General features: G+C 56.3%; 7 protein-coding genes. All 7 read left to right on the forward strand.

The annotated features are described in order from the left end of the window. The first annotated feature begins 43 nt into the window (after nucleotides 1-43). The 7 genes from MKX70_RS21430 to MKX70_RS21460 all read left to right on the forward strand — a co-directional run bounded on the left by MKX70_RS21430 (nucleotide 44) and on the right by MKX70_RS21460 (nucleotide 18,584). Nucleotides 44-9,025: an SDR family NAD(P)-dependent oxidoreductase gene (locus MKX70_RS21430; protein WP_340840683.1), complete on the forward strand. Its 8,982-nt coding sequence runs from the start codon at nucleotides 44-46 to the stop codon at nucleotides 9,023-9,025. Beyond that, the gene (locus tag MKX70_RS21435; RefSeq protein ID WP_042236669.1) at nucleotides 9,022-11,580 is read left to right on the forward strand and encodes an alpha/beta fold hydrolase; all 2,559 of its coding nucleotides are present in this window, start codon (nucleotides 9,022-9,024) and stop codon (nucleotides 11,578-11,580) included. The genes MKX70_RS21430 and MKX70_RS21435 overlap by 4 nt, the downstream gene beginning before the upstream one ends. A gap of 141 nt (nucleotides 11,581-11,721) precedes the next feature. Next, nucleotides 11,722-12,399 carry an MBL fold metallo-hydrolase gene (locus tag MKX70_RS21440; RefSeq protein ID WP_039291928.1) on the forward strand — a complete coding sequence of 226 codons (678 nt, stop codon included), beginning with the start codon at nucleotides 11,722-11,724 and terminating at the stop codon, nucleotides 12,397-12,399. Nucleotides 12,400-12,425: 26 nt separating this feature from the next. Beyond that, the gene (gene fabD, locus MKX70_RS21445; protein ID WP_042236667.1) at nucleotides 12,426-15,824 is read left to right on the forward strand and encodes an ACP S-malonyltransferase; all 3,399 of its coding nucleotides are present in this window, start codon (nucleotides 12,426-12,428) and stop codon (nucleotides 15,822-15,824) included. After that, nucleotides 15,821-16,060, forward strand: coding sequence for an acyl carrier protein (locus tag MKX70_RS21450; RefSeq protein WP_042236666.1), 240 nt, complete (start codon nucleotides 15,821-15,823; stop codon nucleotides 16,058-16,060). Before fabD ends, MKX70_RS21450 begins: the two co-directional genes overlap by 4 nt. Continuing rightward, nucleotides 16,047-17,351: a beta-ketoacyl synthase N-terminal-like domain-containing protein gene (locus MKX70_RS21455; RefSeq protein WP_042236665.1), complete on the forward strand. Its 1,305-nt coding sequence runs from the start codon at nucleotides 16,047-16,049 to the stop codon at nucleotides 17,349-17,351. The genes MKX70_RS21450 and MKX70_RS21455 overlap by 14 nt, the downstream gene beginning before the upstream one ends. After that, nucleotides 17,352-18,584 (forward strand): hydroxymethylglutaryl-CoA synthase family protein, encoded by a 1,233-nt coding sequence (locus MKX70_RS21460; protein ID WP_340840684.1) that lies wholly within the window; start codon nucleotides 17,352-17,354, stop codon nucleotides 18,582-18,584. Nucleotides 18,585-18,593: the final 9 nt, after the last annotated feature.

Here is an 18,593-nt window from a genome sequence, read left to right on the forward strand (position 1 = left end):
CGCCAGAATATAGCATATCAAACATAGGTTGGTGGTCAGCACAATGAGCATGGACAAACCGGAAGACCGTAAGGAATTAATCTATTTCCAGGAGCTGTGGGCGGAATCCGCCCCCGTTCCGCAAGCCCGGGCGATCCCCTCTAAGGAAGAGGCTAAGGCAATGCTGCTGTTTATGGAGGCAGAGGACATGGAGGGCCAGGCGGCAGCGAAGGAACTCAGCCGGGATTTCACTGTAATTACCGTGCTGGCGGGAAACTCCTTTCACAAACAGGACGGTCATACGTACACGATCAATCCTGCGGTGGAGCAGGGTTATACCGCTGTGCTGGCTGAAGCTGCCATGGACAACCTGCAAATCGCCTATATGGCGATGCTCTGGAAGAATACCGCGCCGCCGGATGATTTACTGACACCGCCGGACACCGGTGCTATTTTCACTATTTTTCATTGGGTCCAGGCCTTTCATGCCCTGAAGCTGCGGCTGAATATCCGCTGGTTGTCCGTATCCCGGAGCGGCGGCGGAGAGCAGCCTGCAATCGAAGCTTTGGGAGCCTACGGCAGCTCGCTGCAGCGGGTATATCCGCGTCTTCGCTTCACCCATATCGGGCTGCAAGGTGGAGAAACGAATCTGGCGGAACTCATCCGGGAGGAAAGCCTGCTGACCCGCTTTGCTTTTGCACATGAAGTGAGATATACGGGTGGCTGCCGATTGGAGCAGCGGTTCAGCGAGCTTAACCTGGGGACAGACGGGCCTGCTCTTCTGAAGCAAGGCGGCGTGTATATGATTTCCGGCGGAGCCGGTGCGCTGGGCATGATTCTGAGCACTCATCTCGCGGAGAATTACCGGGCGAAGCTGGTTCTGCTGGGAAGAAGTCCGCTTACAGCCTCATTGGAGGATAAACTGGCGGCCTTGCGTGCCTCCGGTGGAGACGCGCTGTATCTGACCTGCGATATTGCGAAGTTCGCTGAAGTGCATTCGGCAGTCCGTCTGGCCAAGCAGCATTACGGAGTCCTTAACGGTGTGATTCATGCGGCGGGACAAGCGAGCCATCAGCTTATTTTTCAGAAAAGCACGGCCGCCTTCACAGAGATTCTCCAGCCGAAAATCGCGGGTATTGCTGCTCTGGATGAAGCCACGCAGCAGGAGCCGCTGGATTTCTTTGCCGCCTTCTCCTCAACTTCATCCCTGCTTGGTGATTTCGGACAGTGTGATTATGCCGTGGCGAACCGGTTTTTGGACCGGTTTTGCCGCCGCAGGCAGCAAAAGACCGAGAAGGGCGAACGGCAGGGCAGAAGCCTCTGCCTGAATTGGCCGCTATGGGAAGCGGGCGGAATGCACCTGGACAATCAGGGGGAACAGCTCTATCTGCAGACTTCCGGAATGGGGTATTTAACAGAGGCGCTGGGCATCAGTGCTTTTGAAGCCATCCTGGCAGGCCAGGAGCAGCAAGCTGCAGTAGTGTACGGGGAACGAACAAGGCTGGAAACGCAGCTGAGGCTGAAGCCGAAGGAGGCCGAGCAGGCCAGAGGAGGAATAGCTAAGTTGGAGGAGCATACGGGGAATACAACCGAGTCCATGGAAGAACAGGTAATGCGCGATGTGCTGCACCTGGCGGCGCAAATTTTGCAGACACAGCCCGGCAAGCTGAATCCGGAGGAGAACATGGGCGATTTCGGCTTTGATTCGATTTCACTGAAGGAATTTGCTGACGGGTTAAGCGAGCTGTATGAAATTGAACTGTCTCCGGCTGTCTTTTTCGCCAAAACCACACTGAGCGAGCTGACCCCGTTCCTGATGGAGGAATTCAGCCGGGAGGTTCAGGCTCATTATGCAGCGGCGACTCTTGTGACTGGTTCACTTGAGCAGCAGATACGTATTGCACCGCTGCCCGCACAGGAGGCAATTCAGCTGAAGCCACAGACCGCTCCGGCACCGCAATCTGTTCCGCAGGAGGATCCTGCCGGTCTGCCCCGCTCCATAGAAGCAGGTGCAGGGGAAGCACAGCCGCCTGCGCTGCTGCCGCTGGCACAGAAATTCTCCGGCCGCAGCAAGACCAGCCGCACCAAGGCCGTGCCGGAAGCTTCGGCGCGGCGGGATGTGGCGGTGATTGGCGTGAGCTTCAAGCTGCCGGGTGCGGACACGGCGGAGGAGCTGTGGAATTTCCTCGATCGCCAGGAGAGTCAGATCCGGGAGATTCCTGCAGACCGCTGGGACTGGAAAGCCTATTACAGCACCGACCCGCAGGCTGAGAACCGCACCAATTCCCGCTGGGGCGGCTTTATCGGCGGCCATGATACCTTTGACGCCAAGTTCTTCCAGCTGTCGCCCCGCGAAGCGGAGCTGATGGACCCGCAGCACAGATTATATATTCAGGCGGTCTGGAAAGCGGTGGAGGACAGCGGTTATAAAATGTCTACACTTGCCGGGAAGCCGGTGGGTGTATTCTCCGGCGTACAATTTACCGATTACCAGCAGTTATTGTCCGCGAATATGGAGAAGATTCAGGCCCAGTCCAGCATCGGCAACGCAACGGCCTTGCTCAGCAACCGCGTCTCTTACCTGTTCAATTTCAAAGGGCCCAGTGAATCAATTGATACCGCCTGCTCCAGCAGTCTCGTAGCCTTGCACCGGGCGGTGAAATCCATTCAGCACGGCGAGAGCAGCCTTGCGCTGGCCGGCGGGGTGAGCCTGATGCTTGATCCCAATACCTATGTAGGTGCGGGAGTTATGGGGGTATTCTCACCGGAGGGACAGTGCAAAACCTTTGACCGCAGTGCGAACGGTTATGTCAAAGGAGAAGGCGTCGGCGTTGTAGTGCTGAAGCCGCTGGATCAGGCTGTGGCGGATGGCGATCACATTTACGGCGTTATTAAAGGCACAGCCGAGAATCACGGCGGCCGGGGGCATTCCCTTACCGCTCCCAATCCGGATGCGCAGGCTGAGCTGGTGGTGCAGGCTTTCACCGAAGCGGGCGTAGATCCGGCTGCGGTATCGTATATCGAAACGCATGGAACAGGAACGGAGCTGGGCGACCCGGTGGAAATCAACGGGCTGAAAAAAGCCTTCTCCGAGCTTTACCAGAGCCGGGGCCAGGCTCCGTGCCCCGGTCCGCAGATCGGTCTGGGCGCGCTCAAGACGAACATCGGGCATCTGGAGCCGGCTTCCGGTATTGCCGGAGTGATTAAGGTTCTGCTCTCCCTCTCCAGGGGCAAGCTGCCGGGTAACCTGAATTTCAAGGAGCTGAATCCTTACATTCAACTGGAAGGCTCCCCGTTCTACGTGCTGGAACGCACGAAGACCTGGGAGGCCAAGGTGAACGCGTCCGGCCAGTTCTTACCACGCTGCGCAGGTGTCAGCTCCTTCGGCTTCGGCGGCACGAACGCCCATGCCGTCATCGAGGAGTATGTGCCGTCTGCGGCTCCTGCTCAAACTGCGGATGAACCTGTAGTATTCCTCCTGTCGGCCAAGAATCGTGACCGGCTGCGCGAATACGCCGCACTCTTCCGCGGCGCTCTAGCTGAGGCTGTAGATATGCGAGGGATCGCCTACACGCTCCAGGTGGGACGTGAAGAGCTGGAGGAACGGCTGGCTATCGTCGCAGCCACTGCAGAGGAGCTGCGGGACAGGCTTGCCGCCTATTGCGGCGGATATGAAGCATCCGGCCTGTACACGGGCAGCGTTAAGAAATCCCGTTCAGAGACAGGAGCTGAGGACTATTCACAAGCGGTTATCGCCCATGCCTTGGCGGCTACGGATCACGTTACCCTCGCCAAGGCCTGGTCAACCGGAGCCCGTATTTCCTGGACCGAGCTATATGGGAATCAGCGTCCGGCGAGAGTTTCCTTGCCTGGCTATCCATTTGCACAGACCCGGTATTGGATGCCGCTGAAGAAGGCAGACCCCGCTTCCGTCAAGACGGTGGTCTCGGAGCCAGCCTTGCACGCCCTGATCGACCGCAACCTGTCGACGCTGTATGAACAGGAGTTCGGGAAGACCTTTCAGGGCGACGAGTTCTATCTGGCTGATCATGGGCATGTTCTGCCAGGCGTTGTCTATCTGGAGATGGTCCGGGCAGCCGGAGCCTTGGCCGATCCTAAGCATGTTGTAACCGGAATCCGCAATGTGGTCTGGTCGACTCCGGTGCTTGTGGACAAGGAAGCGTTACTGGTCAGAACTGCTGTGCAGCCCGGACCCCAAGGGATTGACTTCAGGATTTACTCCGAGCAAGGCGGGCAGCGGGTGGACCATGCCCAGGGCAAGCTGGAGCTGGGTTCTTCCGGGAACTTCCGGCAGGAGAGCCTGGATATCAGCGCCTTAATCGGCAGAAGCAGCGGAGGCGAACAGGAAGCGCGTGCCTATTATGAGCTGCTGGGCAGCCTGGGCGCTGAGCTGGGCAGCCGGTTCTCGGGGATTCAGGCTTTGTACTGCAATCCGTTTGAAGCCGTCTCCAGGCTGGCTGTTCCGGACAATCTTATGACCACATTGGATCATTATCAGCTGCACCCGACCCTGACCGACGGAGGCTTGCAGTCTGCGGTGGCTTTTGCCTACCGGACCGGGCTGATTGACCGGCAGGTGCTGTTTGTGCCGTTCGTGCTGGGACAGCTCGAAATTCTGGATGCTTCAGTACAGCCTGCCTACGCCTATGTTCAGCGTTCGCCGGGTCAGGGACTGAAATTCGATATCGCTTTTCTGGCAGAAGCAGGACAAGTGGTTTCAAGAATGAGGGAGCTTGCCATCCGTCCGTTTCAGGTGAACCCGCTGGCGGGAGCCTCCGCAGCATTGCTGCAGCCGAATTTCGCCGGAAGTGAGCTAGTCTATTTGACCCCTGGCTGGGTGGAGAGTCCCATAGATCCACTTGCGCTGCCGTCTGCTCCGGGAACCAGACTACTGCTCATGGGCGGCGCTCTGGCGGAGAAGGAGGCGAGTCTGACAAACTCACTTGGGGACCCAGCTGTACGGGTAAGCTTTGGCTCAGTGTACAAGGCACTAGCCGTTAATCAGTTTCAGATTGATCCAGCCGATCCGGAGAGTTATACGAGACTGGCGAAAGCCTGCGGCATTGCTGAGGATACGAAGCTGCAGATTGTTTATCTGCTTAGCGGCACAGGCGCCCGGACGGTCAGAGAGTGTGTGGCTCAGGACGTCTATCCCGTGTTTCATCTGTCCAAATGGTTGGCTTCCTTCGGGTTTCAAAGCCCGGTCCGACTGTTCTGCATATACCGCGATGAGAAAACAGTGGCCGCTTATAGCGCATTGTCCGGCTTCTTCCGCTCAGCCGTGCTGGAGAGTCCCAAATTGCAGGGCAGCCTGATCCATATTAAGGATCACAGGAGGTTGAATCATGTGCTGGAACAGGAGTTATCAGCCAGCCAGCCTGAGCATGAGGTGAAATATGAAGCGGGCTGCAGATATACCCGACAGTTAATTCCTGCACAGCCGCCCCGGGAGCGTACGCGCAGGCTGAAGGCCCGCGGCGTCTATATGATCGTCGGCGGACTCGGCGGACTGGGCTATAGGGTTGCCGAGCATCTCGCAGAGAATTACCAGGCGCGCCTGGTGCTGTGCGGCAGAAGCCCGGAAGGTGACCCGGCCAAGCTTGAGCGGCTGAAGTCGCTGGGTGCAGACGCGGTCTATCTTCCGATGGATTTGGCCGATGCGAAAGCGGTGGAGCTTACGGTAGCTGAGGTTAAGAATTTGTTTAATCAGCTGGATGGAGTCATTCATTGCGCCGGTGTAATCAAGGATTCGCTGCTGGTTAAGAAGAACATGGCGGATTTTGCCGATGTGCTCAGTCCCAAGGTATACGGAACGGTATATTTGTACCGGGCGTTGTCACGGGAAAATCCGGAGCTGCTGTTCGTGCCCTTCTCCTCCTCAACCGCCTTAGTCGGAAATATCGGCCAGTGCGATTATGCCTATGCCAACAGCTTTTTGGATCATTATGTGGCGCTGATGAATGAGAAGCGGGGCAGAAGCGATACCGCAGTGAACTGGTCCCTGTGGGAAAATGGCGGCATGCAGGTGGACGGCGCTACCAGGGAATTGCTGTGGTCAAAGTTCGGGATGAACCCGCTGTCCGATGAACAGGGACTGCGGGCCCTGGAAGACAGCCTGTCCTTCCGGGAGGATCAGGTGATGGCGGTATCGGGAGACAGGGAGAAGCTCATCCGTACCTTCACCGGCCAACTTCGCCAGGCCAGCTGGCAAAGCCGGCAGCCGGAAGGCAGTTTCACCGCTGCGGCCGCTGCGCCTGGGGATAACGGACAAAGCCATCAGCTGGAGGAAGCGCTCATCGGCATCATGGCGGATATTCTCAAGAGCAGCCGGAGCGAGGTCAGCCGGGATTCCGATCTCAGTGAGCTTGGCTTTGATTCGATCTCGTTCACTGAGCTGTCGAATGCCATCAACCGGGCCTTGGGAGTGGAGATTACACCAACGCTGTTCTTCGAGCAGTCTACTCCGGCTGCTATTGCGGAAGCGATATACGGTGAATACCGGATGGTGATCGACCTTCATTTTGCACCGCCGGAACGAGGCGGCGAACGCCTCCCGGTTCAAGCCCTGCAAGCGGAAGCACGGCCCCCCTACCTTCAGCCGGAGTCTGCATTCAGGCTGCTGCACCGCAAACCGGATCCCTCCTTGTTCCCGGACCTGGCGGATCGTTCAGGGCGGAACGCCGGTTCCCTGCCGGACACCAAAGAGCCTATCGCTATCGTGGGCATGAGCGGGATGATGCCCGGAGCGGACAATCTGGAGCAGTTCTGGTCCAATCTGGAAGCACAGAAGGACATGGTCACGACCATTCCTGAAGACCGCTGGAGCTGGCAGAACCGCTACGGCGACCCGCGCCGGGAGACGGGCAGAACCGATGTGAAATACGGTGCTTTCCTTAAGCGCATCGACACCTTTGATCCGCTCTTCTTCGGCATTTCGCCGGTGGAAGCGGAGAAGATGGACCCGCAGGAAAGACATATGCTCCAGACCGTATGGCATACGCTTGAGAATGCGGGCTACAAGCCGGAGGAACTGTCGGGAACCCGGACCTCGGTATTCATCGGGGTATCGAACGGGGATTATCAGGAGCTGCTGCTGAAGGATGAGATTGCCACCACACTGACACGCACGATGCTGACGAACCGGATCTCCTATTTCTTCAACTGGAGCGGACCCAGTGAACCGGTTGATACGGCTTGCTCCAGCTCGCTGGTAGCCATCCACCGCGCGGTGGAGTCGATCTGGCATGAAGGATGCCCCTATGCAGTCGCAGGCGGAATCAATCTGATTGCCAGCCCGAACCTGTTCATTGCCGGCAGCAGCCTGGGGATGCTGAGCAAGGACGGGAAATGCAAGACCTTCGACAAGGACGCCGACGGGTATGTGAGAGGCGAAGGAGCGGGGGCGCTGCTGCTGAAGCCGTTGTCTGCCGCGCTAAGGGATAAGGATTATATCCATGGCGTAATCCGGGGGACGGCGGTCAATCATGGCGGGAAGTCGAATTCCATTACTTCCCCGAATGCCAAATCCCAGGCGGAAGTCATTATCCGCGCACATGAGAGGGCAGGCATAGATCCTTCCACGGTCACTTATATTGAGACGCACGGAACAGGCACCAGCCTGGGCGATCCGATTGAAGTAGAGGGACTGAAAAAGGCATTCAAGGCTCTGTATCAAGAGTGGGGCAAGCTGGAATCAGAGCTGCCGCAATGCGTAATCGGCTCGGTCAAAACAGCAATCGGCCATCTGGAATCGGCGGCTGGCATAGCGGGCGTAAGCAAAGTGCTGCTGTCCATGAAGCACGGGAAGATTCCGGGCAATATCCACTTCAAGGAGCTGAATCCCTATATCAAGCTGGAAGGCAGCGGTCTAAGCATTGCAGCGCATACAGCCCCATGGAAGCCGCTCACCGGCAGCCGGGGCAGCGAGATTCCGCGCCGGGCGGGCATCAGCGCTTTCGGTGTAGGCGGAAGCAATGCGCATATTATTCTGGAAGAATACCGCAATCCGCCGGTTGAGCTGCCTGCAAACAGTCGCTCCCGGCACATCATTATCCTGTCTGCCAAAAGTCAAAGCAGTCTAAAGGAGAACAGCCGCAGACTCCAGGCCTTTGTCGCCCGCAGCCTTGCGGGAGAGGCGGCCCTTCCTGCGGAGGACAACGCCCACAGTCTGGAAACAAGCCTGCGGCGCGATGTCATCGCCTTGTTCCGGCAGGTGATGGTTCTTGACGGTGAGGACATTGATCCTGCGGCAGAGCTTGAGGAATACGGACTGGACGCGGTCAAGAACGTGCAATTGCTGGAATTGCTGAAGGACAAATTCTCGCTCGAATTCAAGGACGCCGTGTACGGCTTCTCTTCGCTGAACAGTCTGGTGATGTTCCTGTTGCAGCACGACCCCGGCGGGATCAGCAATTACTACGCGGCGGGACGCAGTGTAGTGCACCTGGAAGGAACTGCTCTGCCGGACAGCCTCTCCCTGGAGCAGCTGGCTTACAGTCTGCAGACCGGACGCGCTGAGATGACGGAACGGCTGGCCATTGTGGCCGACAGCCTGAGCACGCTTCACGGGAAGCTGGGAATGTACCTGTCCGGGAAGCAGGATCAGGCGGGCATACATGAAGGACAGAGCAGCCAGCGCTCGGCGCTCAGCAAGCTGTTCGACGGCGAGGAGAGCCGCTTGTTCATGAATGAGCTGCTGCTGGGAGAGAAGCTGGACAAGATTGCCCAGCTATGGGTGCAGGGCGTTGCCATCGACTGGACGGCCTGGTACCCGCAGCCGCTGCGCAAGACGCCGCTTCCCGAGTATGCCTTTGATGAGGAGAGATACTGGCTGCCCGGACCGGACCGCATAAGCGCGCCAGAATCTGTCCTAAGCCCGGTTCATACTCCGGAAGCAGGAGCACATGCGGAAGAAGAGCCTGTTGTTCTGGATGACGATCAGCTGCTGCTGTGGCTGAACAAGGTACACAAAGGGGAAATAAGCGCCGAGAACTTAAATCTGTTAGTGGGGGATCTCTTGGAATGAGCACCTATTCGAGAATGCAGTTGTTAAAGCTGGTGGAGAACCAGCAAATGTCTCCGGAGGAAGCATTGAAGATCATCAGGGAGAACAGTCAGCGTCCTGCAGGCCAGCCACAGCATCAGCCGCAGCCGCCGATTCAGGAGGATCCGCTTAACGCGGTTCCTGGGGACCGGCAGGATTTGGGCTCGCAATTGAACAAGCTCCTGGTGGAGGGAGTAGCCACGCTGCTTAAGGTACCGGCGGGCAAAATCCACCCGGATGCCGACTGGAAAAGCTTTGGGTTTGATTCCATCAGCTTCACGGCCTTTCACAGCTATCTGACAGAGAAGCTGGGATTCAGCTTTCCCCTGGATGTCTTCTTTGAATACAGCACAATCCACACCTTAACCGGGTTTCTACTGACCCAAACCTCCGGTGCAGACGTCAGCTTCAGCGGGGAGCCTGCTGTACAGCCAACGGGCCACCTGCCTTCTCAAAGCCCCGCTGAGACTGGGCAATTGATCCCTGCCCGGCAGGATTTCCTGTGGCTGGTCAACAGTGCAGATACCTTTTTCCTCGACTTCTGGAGCAAGCTTGCCGACTCCTCCATCAACGCTCCCGGGACGGGTTATCCTCCGCTGTCCACTGCTGAGCTGGATAGCGTCCCGCACAAATACATCCAGCTGCTGGTGAATACCTCGGCCGGTCAGAAGATGGAGGTAGTAATCTCCGGTCAGGGCAAGCCGCTGGTCATTGTCGGAGGTGTGGGTATGGCTTCGCCGATGATTCTGCATCAGCTCGATTATTTCTCAAGCCGCTGCCGGGTCATCAGTATCCATAATCCGGGCTGCGGACTCAGTGAGGATATTGACAATTACTCGCTGGAGCACAGGGTCAAGGTGATTGCGGAGGTGCTGGACAATCTGGGAGTGAGTGGGCCGGTGGATTTTGTCGGCATTTCCTGGGGGGGACTCGTCGGGCAAACGTTCAGCGTGGAGTATCCGGAGCGGGTATCCAGCCTGATCCTGGTCAGCTCCATCTATGAAATCGTCAATGAGAATCCGCAAATGAATGCCGACGCAGCGATGAAGAAGGATCTTGAAGCAGTCGAGCGGGGACTGGATTCCCTGGAGCTGATGGAATACGGGAAGAGCATCAACAAGCAGATTTTCACGAAGTACATGGAATATTATCTGCCCGGCAATCACAAAAGCTACTCGACCATCCAGCTGATCGGCCGCATTCAGGTGCCTGTACTGATCGTTTATGGCAAGAACGACACCATCATCAATACCCGGCAATCCAAGGAAATGGCAGTTGCAATTCCGGGGGCCCGCTGCGTTGAAATGGAAGATGCCGCCCACTTCCTGTTCATGACGCATCATGAGCAGCTGCACCGGGCGATGGAAGAGTTCATCTTCCGGCCGGAGGCTGAACCCTTCAGCCTGCGGGACAGCTATGCGCAAATTCTGGATGCTGAGCAATTGCGTAGAGCAGAGCTGAATATACGGGGAATCGAAGGCTACGAGGGACTGGAAGAGCGTCTGAATGAGCTGTGCATGAGCTATGCCTACCGTTATATCAGGCAGTGCGGTCTCGACACCACTCCCGGCACGATTCATGACCGGACAGAGTGGGTGAAGCGGCTGAAGATCCTCCCCGGGTATACCAAGCTGCTGGACTGCATGATCGACATGCTGGCAGAAGACGGTGTAGTGAAGCTGCTGAACAGCCGCGTCAAATTCATCAAGGCCGAAGCGGAGATTCCCCAGCCGCAGGAGCTGTATGAGGCCTGTCTGCAGGATTTCCCTGAGTTCCGGGGGATGCTCCAGTTCCTGGATTATTGCACCGGCAATTATAAGGATGCGCTTAGCGGACGGGTCCCTCCGGTCAGCGTGCTGTTCCCTAAGGGCAGCTCTGACGCCCTGGAGCGGAGCAACCGGGATACCGTGGAGCATGGCAGGGAACGGGTCTATGCCCGGGTGGTGCATGATATTCTCTCCATGCTGATCTCCAGGGATGGAGGCGGCGGGCCGCTTAATATCCTTGAGGTCGGCGGCGGAACCGGACTCTTGACCCGGCAGCTGCTGGATCTGGCAGAACTCCCGAATGTGAACTACTATTTCACCGATATCGGCGAGTATTTTATTAACAAGGCGAAGGATGAGCCCGAATTCACTTCCCTGCGCTTTAAGACTTTTGATATCAGCAAAAATCCGGCGGAGCAGGGCCTGGCACTGTACAGCTTTGATGTTGTGCTCGGGCTGAATGTGGTTCATGCCACTAAAGATATCGGCGGAACGCTGGCTAATCTGCGGCAGCTGCTTGTGCCGGATGGTCTGATGCTGCTGATTGAGGCCTGCAAACGCCTGCGCTGGGTGGATATGGTCTGGGGGTTGGCGGAAGGCTGGTGGATGTTCGAGGACCGGAGCCTGCGCGATAAATCTCCGATTATTGACCCGTATGCCTGGGAGAAAGTATTCACGAATGCCGGTTATCAGGACATTCAGGTCTTCCCTGGCGACGATGAACGGCGCTTTATGGCCGACTGTGTTCTTGTCGCAGCGCATAAAAGGTAAAAATTCAAAAATATGATACTAATTTTAACATTATACAGCATAAACATTCATTGACATTGAAGGAAATCGTAGATGATAATTTAGTAGATTCATCAAGAAAATTGTGGAAATATGACAAACCAGATTTTCGAGGAGGCGGACATGGAAGCAACGTATGATCTGTTTACCATCAAAACGCAGTGTATGACTTTTTCTAACTACGCTTATCTCGGAATTGACAAGACCTCCCGTAAAGCTTTTGTTGTTGATCCGTCCTGGGATGTATCGCAGATGATTCAGATTTTGGAGAAGCAGGGCGCTTCCCTGGAGGCTGTACTGCTGACGCATTCTCATTTCGATCACACCAATATGGTCAAAAAACTGGAAATGCTCTATCACCCATCGGTCTATATTTCCAGAACAGAGGCGGACTACTACAGATACCGCTGCACCCGGCTCAGAACCGTTGAAGACATGGACCGGATACGTATCGGTGACACCCAGATTACTTGTCTGGTGACTCCCGGGCATACGCAGGGAAGTGTCTGCTACTGGGGTGAAGACAACCTTTTCTCCGGGGATACGGTATTTATCGAAGGCTGCGGCTTATGCGACAGCGAGGGGGGCTCGGCAGAGGATATGTATTACAGCATCCACCGGCTGATCCGGCTGATTCCGGCACATGTGCGTGTTTTCCCGGGCCATTCCTTCGGCGATCCGCCGGGCAAAGAGATGAGCTATCTCTATAAAAGAAATCTGTATTTCCAAATCGATGACATCAATCATTTTGTGAAATACAGGAACAGAAAGAACAATGCCAGAGTTTTTGATTTCAAATAAGCTGCTCAAATTCAGGAGGTACCGTAATGCACAGTGAAATGGTGTTTATGTTCTCCGGGCAAGGCTCGCAATACAACAAAATGGGTCTTGAATTATACGAGAATCAGCCTGTGTTTCGTCAAGCCATGGAACAGCTGGACCGTATTTTTCATGATTTGACCGGCAAAAGCGTAATAGAAGAGCTATATCTCAACACCAAGCGCAAGGGTTCCAGATTCGAGGATATCCTGTATACCCATCCTGCGATCTTCATGGTTCAATATGCGCTGGCGGAGACATTGAAGGCTGAGGGAATGACTCCCCGCTATACGCTGGGGGTTAGCCTGGGGGAATATGTGGCGCTGGCGGTGGCTGGGGTGCTGACGGCTGAGCAAGCGCTGGAGCTTATCGTGAAGCAGGTCGAGCTGCTCAAAAAGACCTGCAAAACCGGTGCGATGATTGCCATTCTGGACAATGAACAGCTGTATCACGGGAATGCGGAGCTGAACACCCGCTCGGAGCTGATTGCTGTGAACTTTGAGAAGCATTTTACAATCGCCTGCAAACGCGAGCATGTCAAAGAGATCCAGCAGTTCATCAAGGAACGTAACATCGCCAGTCTGAAGCTGCCTGTGAACTATGCCTTTCATTCCGCTTCCATCGATGAACTGGAGGAGCCTTACCGTACATATTTGCAGAAGATTGACTATAAGACTCCAGCCCGGGGAGTCCGTCTGGTATCGGCTATGACCGGGGGGAGCGTGCAGGCTGTGGGAGAGTCCTTTTTGTGGGATGTGCTAAGGAAGCCGATGAATTTCCGCGGTGCACTGGAGAGCCTGTCCTCCGGCGGGGAGCGGCTGTTTCTCGACCTGGGTCCGTCGGGTACGCTGGAGAATTTCAGTAAATACATTCTGGAGCAGCCGCAGGCCCGGCAGGTACGCTCTGTGATTACGCCAATGGGCAGCGAGCTGAAGAAGCTGAATGAGATCGTGGCTGAGTATGGGCAAATGAACCTTAAGAAAGAAGCGTGGGAGGCGAAGATGAAGATGAAGTCTTATTTATTCCCGGGACAGGGCGCGCAATTCATGGGTATGGGAGGCACACTGTTCAAGGAGTTCCCCGAATACACCGCGATTGCCGACCGGGTGCTGGGCTACTCCATTGAAGAGCTATGTCTGAAGAACAGCAGCAGGCTGCTGGATACTACCGCTTATACGCAGCCCGCGCTCTATGTCGTTAATGTCTTGTCCTACCTTAAGGAGCTGCGGGATTCCGGGGAGGCTCCCGATTTCGTAGCCGGACACAGCTTAGGCGAGTACAGTGCGCTGTATGCGGCAGGCGTGTTCGATTTCGAGACCGGACTTAAGATTGTGCAAAAGAGAGGCGCGCTCATGAACACGGCGACCGGTGGCGGTATGGCCGCCGTCATCGGGCTGACCGAGGAAGCCATTCACCGGATTCTCGCCGACCACCGCCTCGATAAGCTGGATGTGGCCAACCTGAATACGCCTACGCAGATTGCCCTTTCGGGGCTGATGGAGGATGTGCAGGCCGCCAAAGAGATTTTTGAACAGAATGGAGCTTCTGCTTATGTCGTTCTGAATGTCAGCGGCGCCTTCCACTCCCGGTATATGCGCAGCTCGGCGCTGCAATTTCAGGAGTTCCTCAGCCAGTTCGAGTTCGCTCCGCCCTCTATTCCGGTTATCGCCAACTTGACGGCGCGGCCTTATTCCGTAGGTGATGCCGTACATTACATGACAGAGCAGATGGTCAGCAGCGTGAAATGGTCCGAATCGGTCCGTTACCTCATGGGCAGACACCCCGAAATGGAGCTGACCCAGATCGGCCCGGGTCACGTCATCGCAGGCTTGGTCAGCAAAATCAAACGGGAAGCGGAGCCGCTGATCGTGGATGATGCCGCCGAGGCCCGGCTGTTATTTGCCGAATCGGCATCAACTGCCGAAGCCGAGACAGCGCCGGAAACGGCTGAGTCCGATGCAGCAATTGAAGCTCTGAACACAGCTGAGCCTGCTGTAGTTGAAGCTCCGGCCGCAGATTTCACAGTGGAGCCGGAGCCTGTCCAGACGCAGGAAGAGGCGCTGGTACAGACTGCCTTCACCGGAACCCGGCTCGGAAGCGCGGCATTCAAGCAGCGCTACGGACTGGATTATGCGTATTTGCTGGGAGGGATGAATGACGGAATCTCCTCCTCAGAACTGGTTGTACAGGCTGGCAAGACAGGCTGTCTCGCTTTTCTGGGCGCAGGCGGGATGAAGCCGGCAGAGCTTGCAGATGCCATCCGCCATATCCGCCGGGAGCTGGGGAACAGCAAATCTATTGGGGTTGCCGTAACCTATCATCCGATCTATCCGAACCGGGAAGAGGAGCTGATAGATCTTCTATTGAGAGAGAAGATTCAATTGGTTGAAGCCTCCTCGTACCTCACCCTGACACCGGCGCTTGTAAAGTACCGTTTGCTGGGACTTACGAGAGCGGAGGATGGATCTGTGCGCCGTGCCAACCGGATCATTGCCAAGGTATCCCGGCCGGATATCGCTACACTGTTCATGCTTCCGGCTCCGGCCCGTATCGTGGACAAGCTGCTGGCTGACCGGCAGATTACGGCAGAGCAGGCAGAGCTGGCCCGGTTAGTTCCGGTGGCGGATGATCTTTGCGCAGCAGGTGATTCGGCAGGACCGACCGATCAGGCCAATCTCATCAGCCTGTTGCCGACGCTACTGCGTCTGAAGAAGGAATTGTCCCGTACCTTCGCTCCGGTGCAGGAGATGCACATCGGTGCCGCTGGAGGGATTGGAACCCCGGAAGCTGCAGCTGGCGTATTCCTGATGGGCGCAGACTTTATTTTGACCGGATCGATTAATCAATGCACGGTGGAGAGCGGCGCAAGCCCGGAGGTGAAGGAGCTTCTGGAGCAGGTGAATGTCTACGACATGGCCTATGTCCCTTCCCTGGAGCTGTTCGAGCTGGGCGGCAAGGCCCAGGTGCTCAAGAAGGGGTTGTTCTTCTCGGCAAGAGCCAACAAATTGTATGAGCTGTACCGCAATACCGGCTCTATTGCACAGCTGGACAGCAAGACGAAGTCTCAGCTGGAAGACAAATATTTCGGCCAGCCGATGACGGACGTCCTGGAGGTATGCAAGCGTGGAATGTCTGCGGAGGAGAAAGCAGCTGTCCAGGGTGATTCGAAGCAGCAGCTTGCGGCCGTCTTCAAATGGTATATCGCCAAAGGCAAAGCATCCGCCATCGCCGGTGAATCCGCCAATAAGGTCAATTACAGCATTATGTGCGGTCCGGCCATGGGAGCCTTCAACCAGTGGGTGAAGGGAACACCGCTGGAAGCCTGGAGAAACCGCCGGGCTGGCGAGATTGCCGTCACAATGATGAACGGGGCTGCCCAGATCATAAAAGGAGAGGTTCTCGTATGAACAAAGACCAGGTACTGGAAATTATGAAGAGTAAAATGATCGATATCCTGCCGGATTTGACCACCGAGCAGATTCAGAGAGAAGTAAGCATGAAAGACCTCGGCGCGAACTCCATTGACCGCTTTGATATTATTTCCGACACCATGGATGAGTTGAATATTAAGATCCCGCTGCTGCAGTTCGGGAGCCTGAAGAATATCGGTGAGGTCGTAGATTTCCTGCATGAGAATCTATAACGGTGCAGCCGGCTGGCGGTTTGAGGATTTCCGCCTGGTGACCGTCACCGGGATGGGTATCCTCAGCCCGGCAGCAAGCGGTGTGGAAGCCTTCGGGCGGTCCCTGAAAGACGGCCGCAGCGGAATTGGCTATCTTTCAGGATTAACCTATGCGGACGGACAGCCGCTGATCGGTGCTGAGCTGAGCGGGGAAGGGCTGCAGGAATCCTTCGGCCGCTATGAAGGGGATTTATCCCGGAACGCCGGCCGCTTGTTCAGAATTTCCGGCAAGTCGGTCAAGGCCTCGGCGCTGGCCGGGGCTGAGGCATGGCAGCAGGCGAAGCTGAATGTAAGCAGGCCGGAGGCAGAGCGGATCGGCCTGATCATTGCCGGAAGCAATATTTCTCCGGCGGTCAGCTATGCAGCAATGATGGAATGCGGACACCAGCTGGAGCTGCTCCATCCCAGATATGCGCTGAATTACATGGATACCCATCAGCTTGGGGTACTTAGTGAAATGTTCGGCATTCAGGGAGAGGGGGCGACGGTTGGCGGCGCCTCAGCCAGCGGCAATGCGGCGGTGCTGAGGGCAGCGCAAATAATCCAGCTCGGGATTGTCGATGTCTGTATGGTTATCGGACCTTTGGCCGATCTGTCCCCGCTGGAGCTGCAGGGCTTCCTCAATATTGGGGCGTACGGAGGCCGCAGCTTCCATGATGCACCCGCCGCGGCGTGCCGGCCGTTCGACAGCAGGCATGAAGGCTTCATCTTCGGACAGGCTTCCGCCTGCCTGATCCTGGAGGGGGAGGACAGTGCTGAGGCCCGGCAAGTGGAGGTACTGGCAACTATAGCCGGCGGGGCGGCTGCTCTGGACGGACACAGCCTGTCTGACCCGAGCGAAGATGGACAGGTGCGGACGATGGAGCAGGCGCTCCACACCGCCGGAATCGCCCCCTCTGTCATTGATTACATCAATGCGCATGGCACTTCTACACCGTTGGGGGATGTGACGGAGCTGAAATCAATCTCACGGGTGTTTGGCGGCCAGCTAAGTCACATCCGGTTGAATTCGACCAAAGCGCTGACCGGACATTGCCTGTATGCAGCCGGAGTGGTGGAAGCAGTGGCGACGATCCTTCAGCTGCAGGGGAATTTCCTTCATCCGCTGCCCTCTCTGGAGGACCCCATCAGCCGTGAGCACTATTTCGCTTCCAGCCTGGCGGAACCGGCGGGATTTACTTATGGGCTTAGCAATTCCTACGGCTTCGGAGGAATCAATACCAGCATTATCATCAGAAAAGGAGCAAGCTGAATGCGAGTAGGAATTGAGAGTATCAACTTTTACGGGGGGCCGGCGGTGATCTCCGCCCGCAGTATCTTTGAAGGCAGAGGCCTTGACCTCAGCCGGTTCGATAATCTGATGATGGACCGGAAATCTGTGGGTGTAGCCTGCGAAGATGCTGTAACAGGCGGAGTCAATGCGGCGAAGCCGATCATCGATGCCTTAAGCGAAGAGGACAAGAACCGGATCGAGCTGGTGATTACAGCCAGCGAGTCCGGTGTGGATTTTGGTAAATCGCTCAGTACCTATATCCATGACTATCTGGGGCTGAGCCGCCATTGCCGGTTGTTCGAGCTGAAGCAGGCCTGTTACGGCGGAACAGCCGGGCTGCACATGGCTGCCTGCTTCATCGCCTCGGGTGCTTCCCCCGGAGCCAAGGCGCTGGTCATCGCCACGGATGTAGCGAGAGCCGCAGCCAAGAGCACCTACGGTGAGCCGACTCAGGCTGTTGGAGCCGTGGCCATGCTCATCAGTGCCAATCCGGAGATTCTGGAGCTGGATTTCGGCGCAACCGGACATTACAGCTATGAGGTGATGGATACCTGCCGGCCGCTGCCGGAGATCGAGACCGGGAACCCGGATTTGTCGCTGCTGTCTTATCTGGACTGCCTGGAGAATGCCTATAAGAATTATAAAGAGAAGGTGGACGGTGTCCATTTTCAGGAAACCTTTGATTTCCTGGCCTTCCATACACCCTTCGGCGGCATGGTCAAAGGTGCACACCGCAAGCTGATCCATGAGGAGCTGAAACTGAGAGGCCCGGCAGTCCAGCAGGATTTTGACAAAAGAGTCGCCCCGTCCCTGACCTACGGCATGCAGGTGGGCAATGTCTATTCCGCAGCTTTATACCTCAGCCTATGTAGTCTGATTGATCAGGCGGACATTGCGGATTACCGCAGAGTCGGGTTATTCTCCTACGGCTCAGGCTGCTCTTCGGAATTTTACAGCGGGGTGATTACGCCGGAATCCGTAAGGAAGCTAAGTGCGATGAATATTCAGGCGGGGCTGGACAGCCGATATGAGCTCAGCTTTGAGGAATATGACGACATCCTGGACCAGAACGTGGAGTGGCTGTTCGGGATTCGGGACAAGAAGGTGGATTTCTCCGGATTCAGCTGCATCTATGATCACTTTTTCAAGGGCAAAGGTTATCTGGTTCTGACTGAAGTCGATGACTTTCACCGCAAATATGCGTGGAGCTGACAAGTGACT

Source organism: Paenibacillus sp. FSL R7-0312, assembly GCF_038004445.1.
Taxonomy (GTDB): Bacteria; Bacillota; Bacilli; order Paenibacillales; family Paenibacillaceae; genus Paenibacillus_AQ.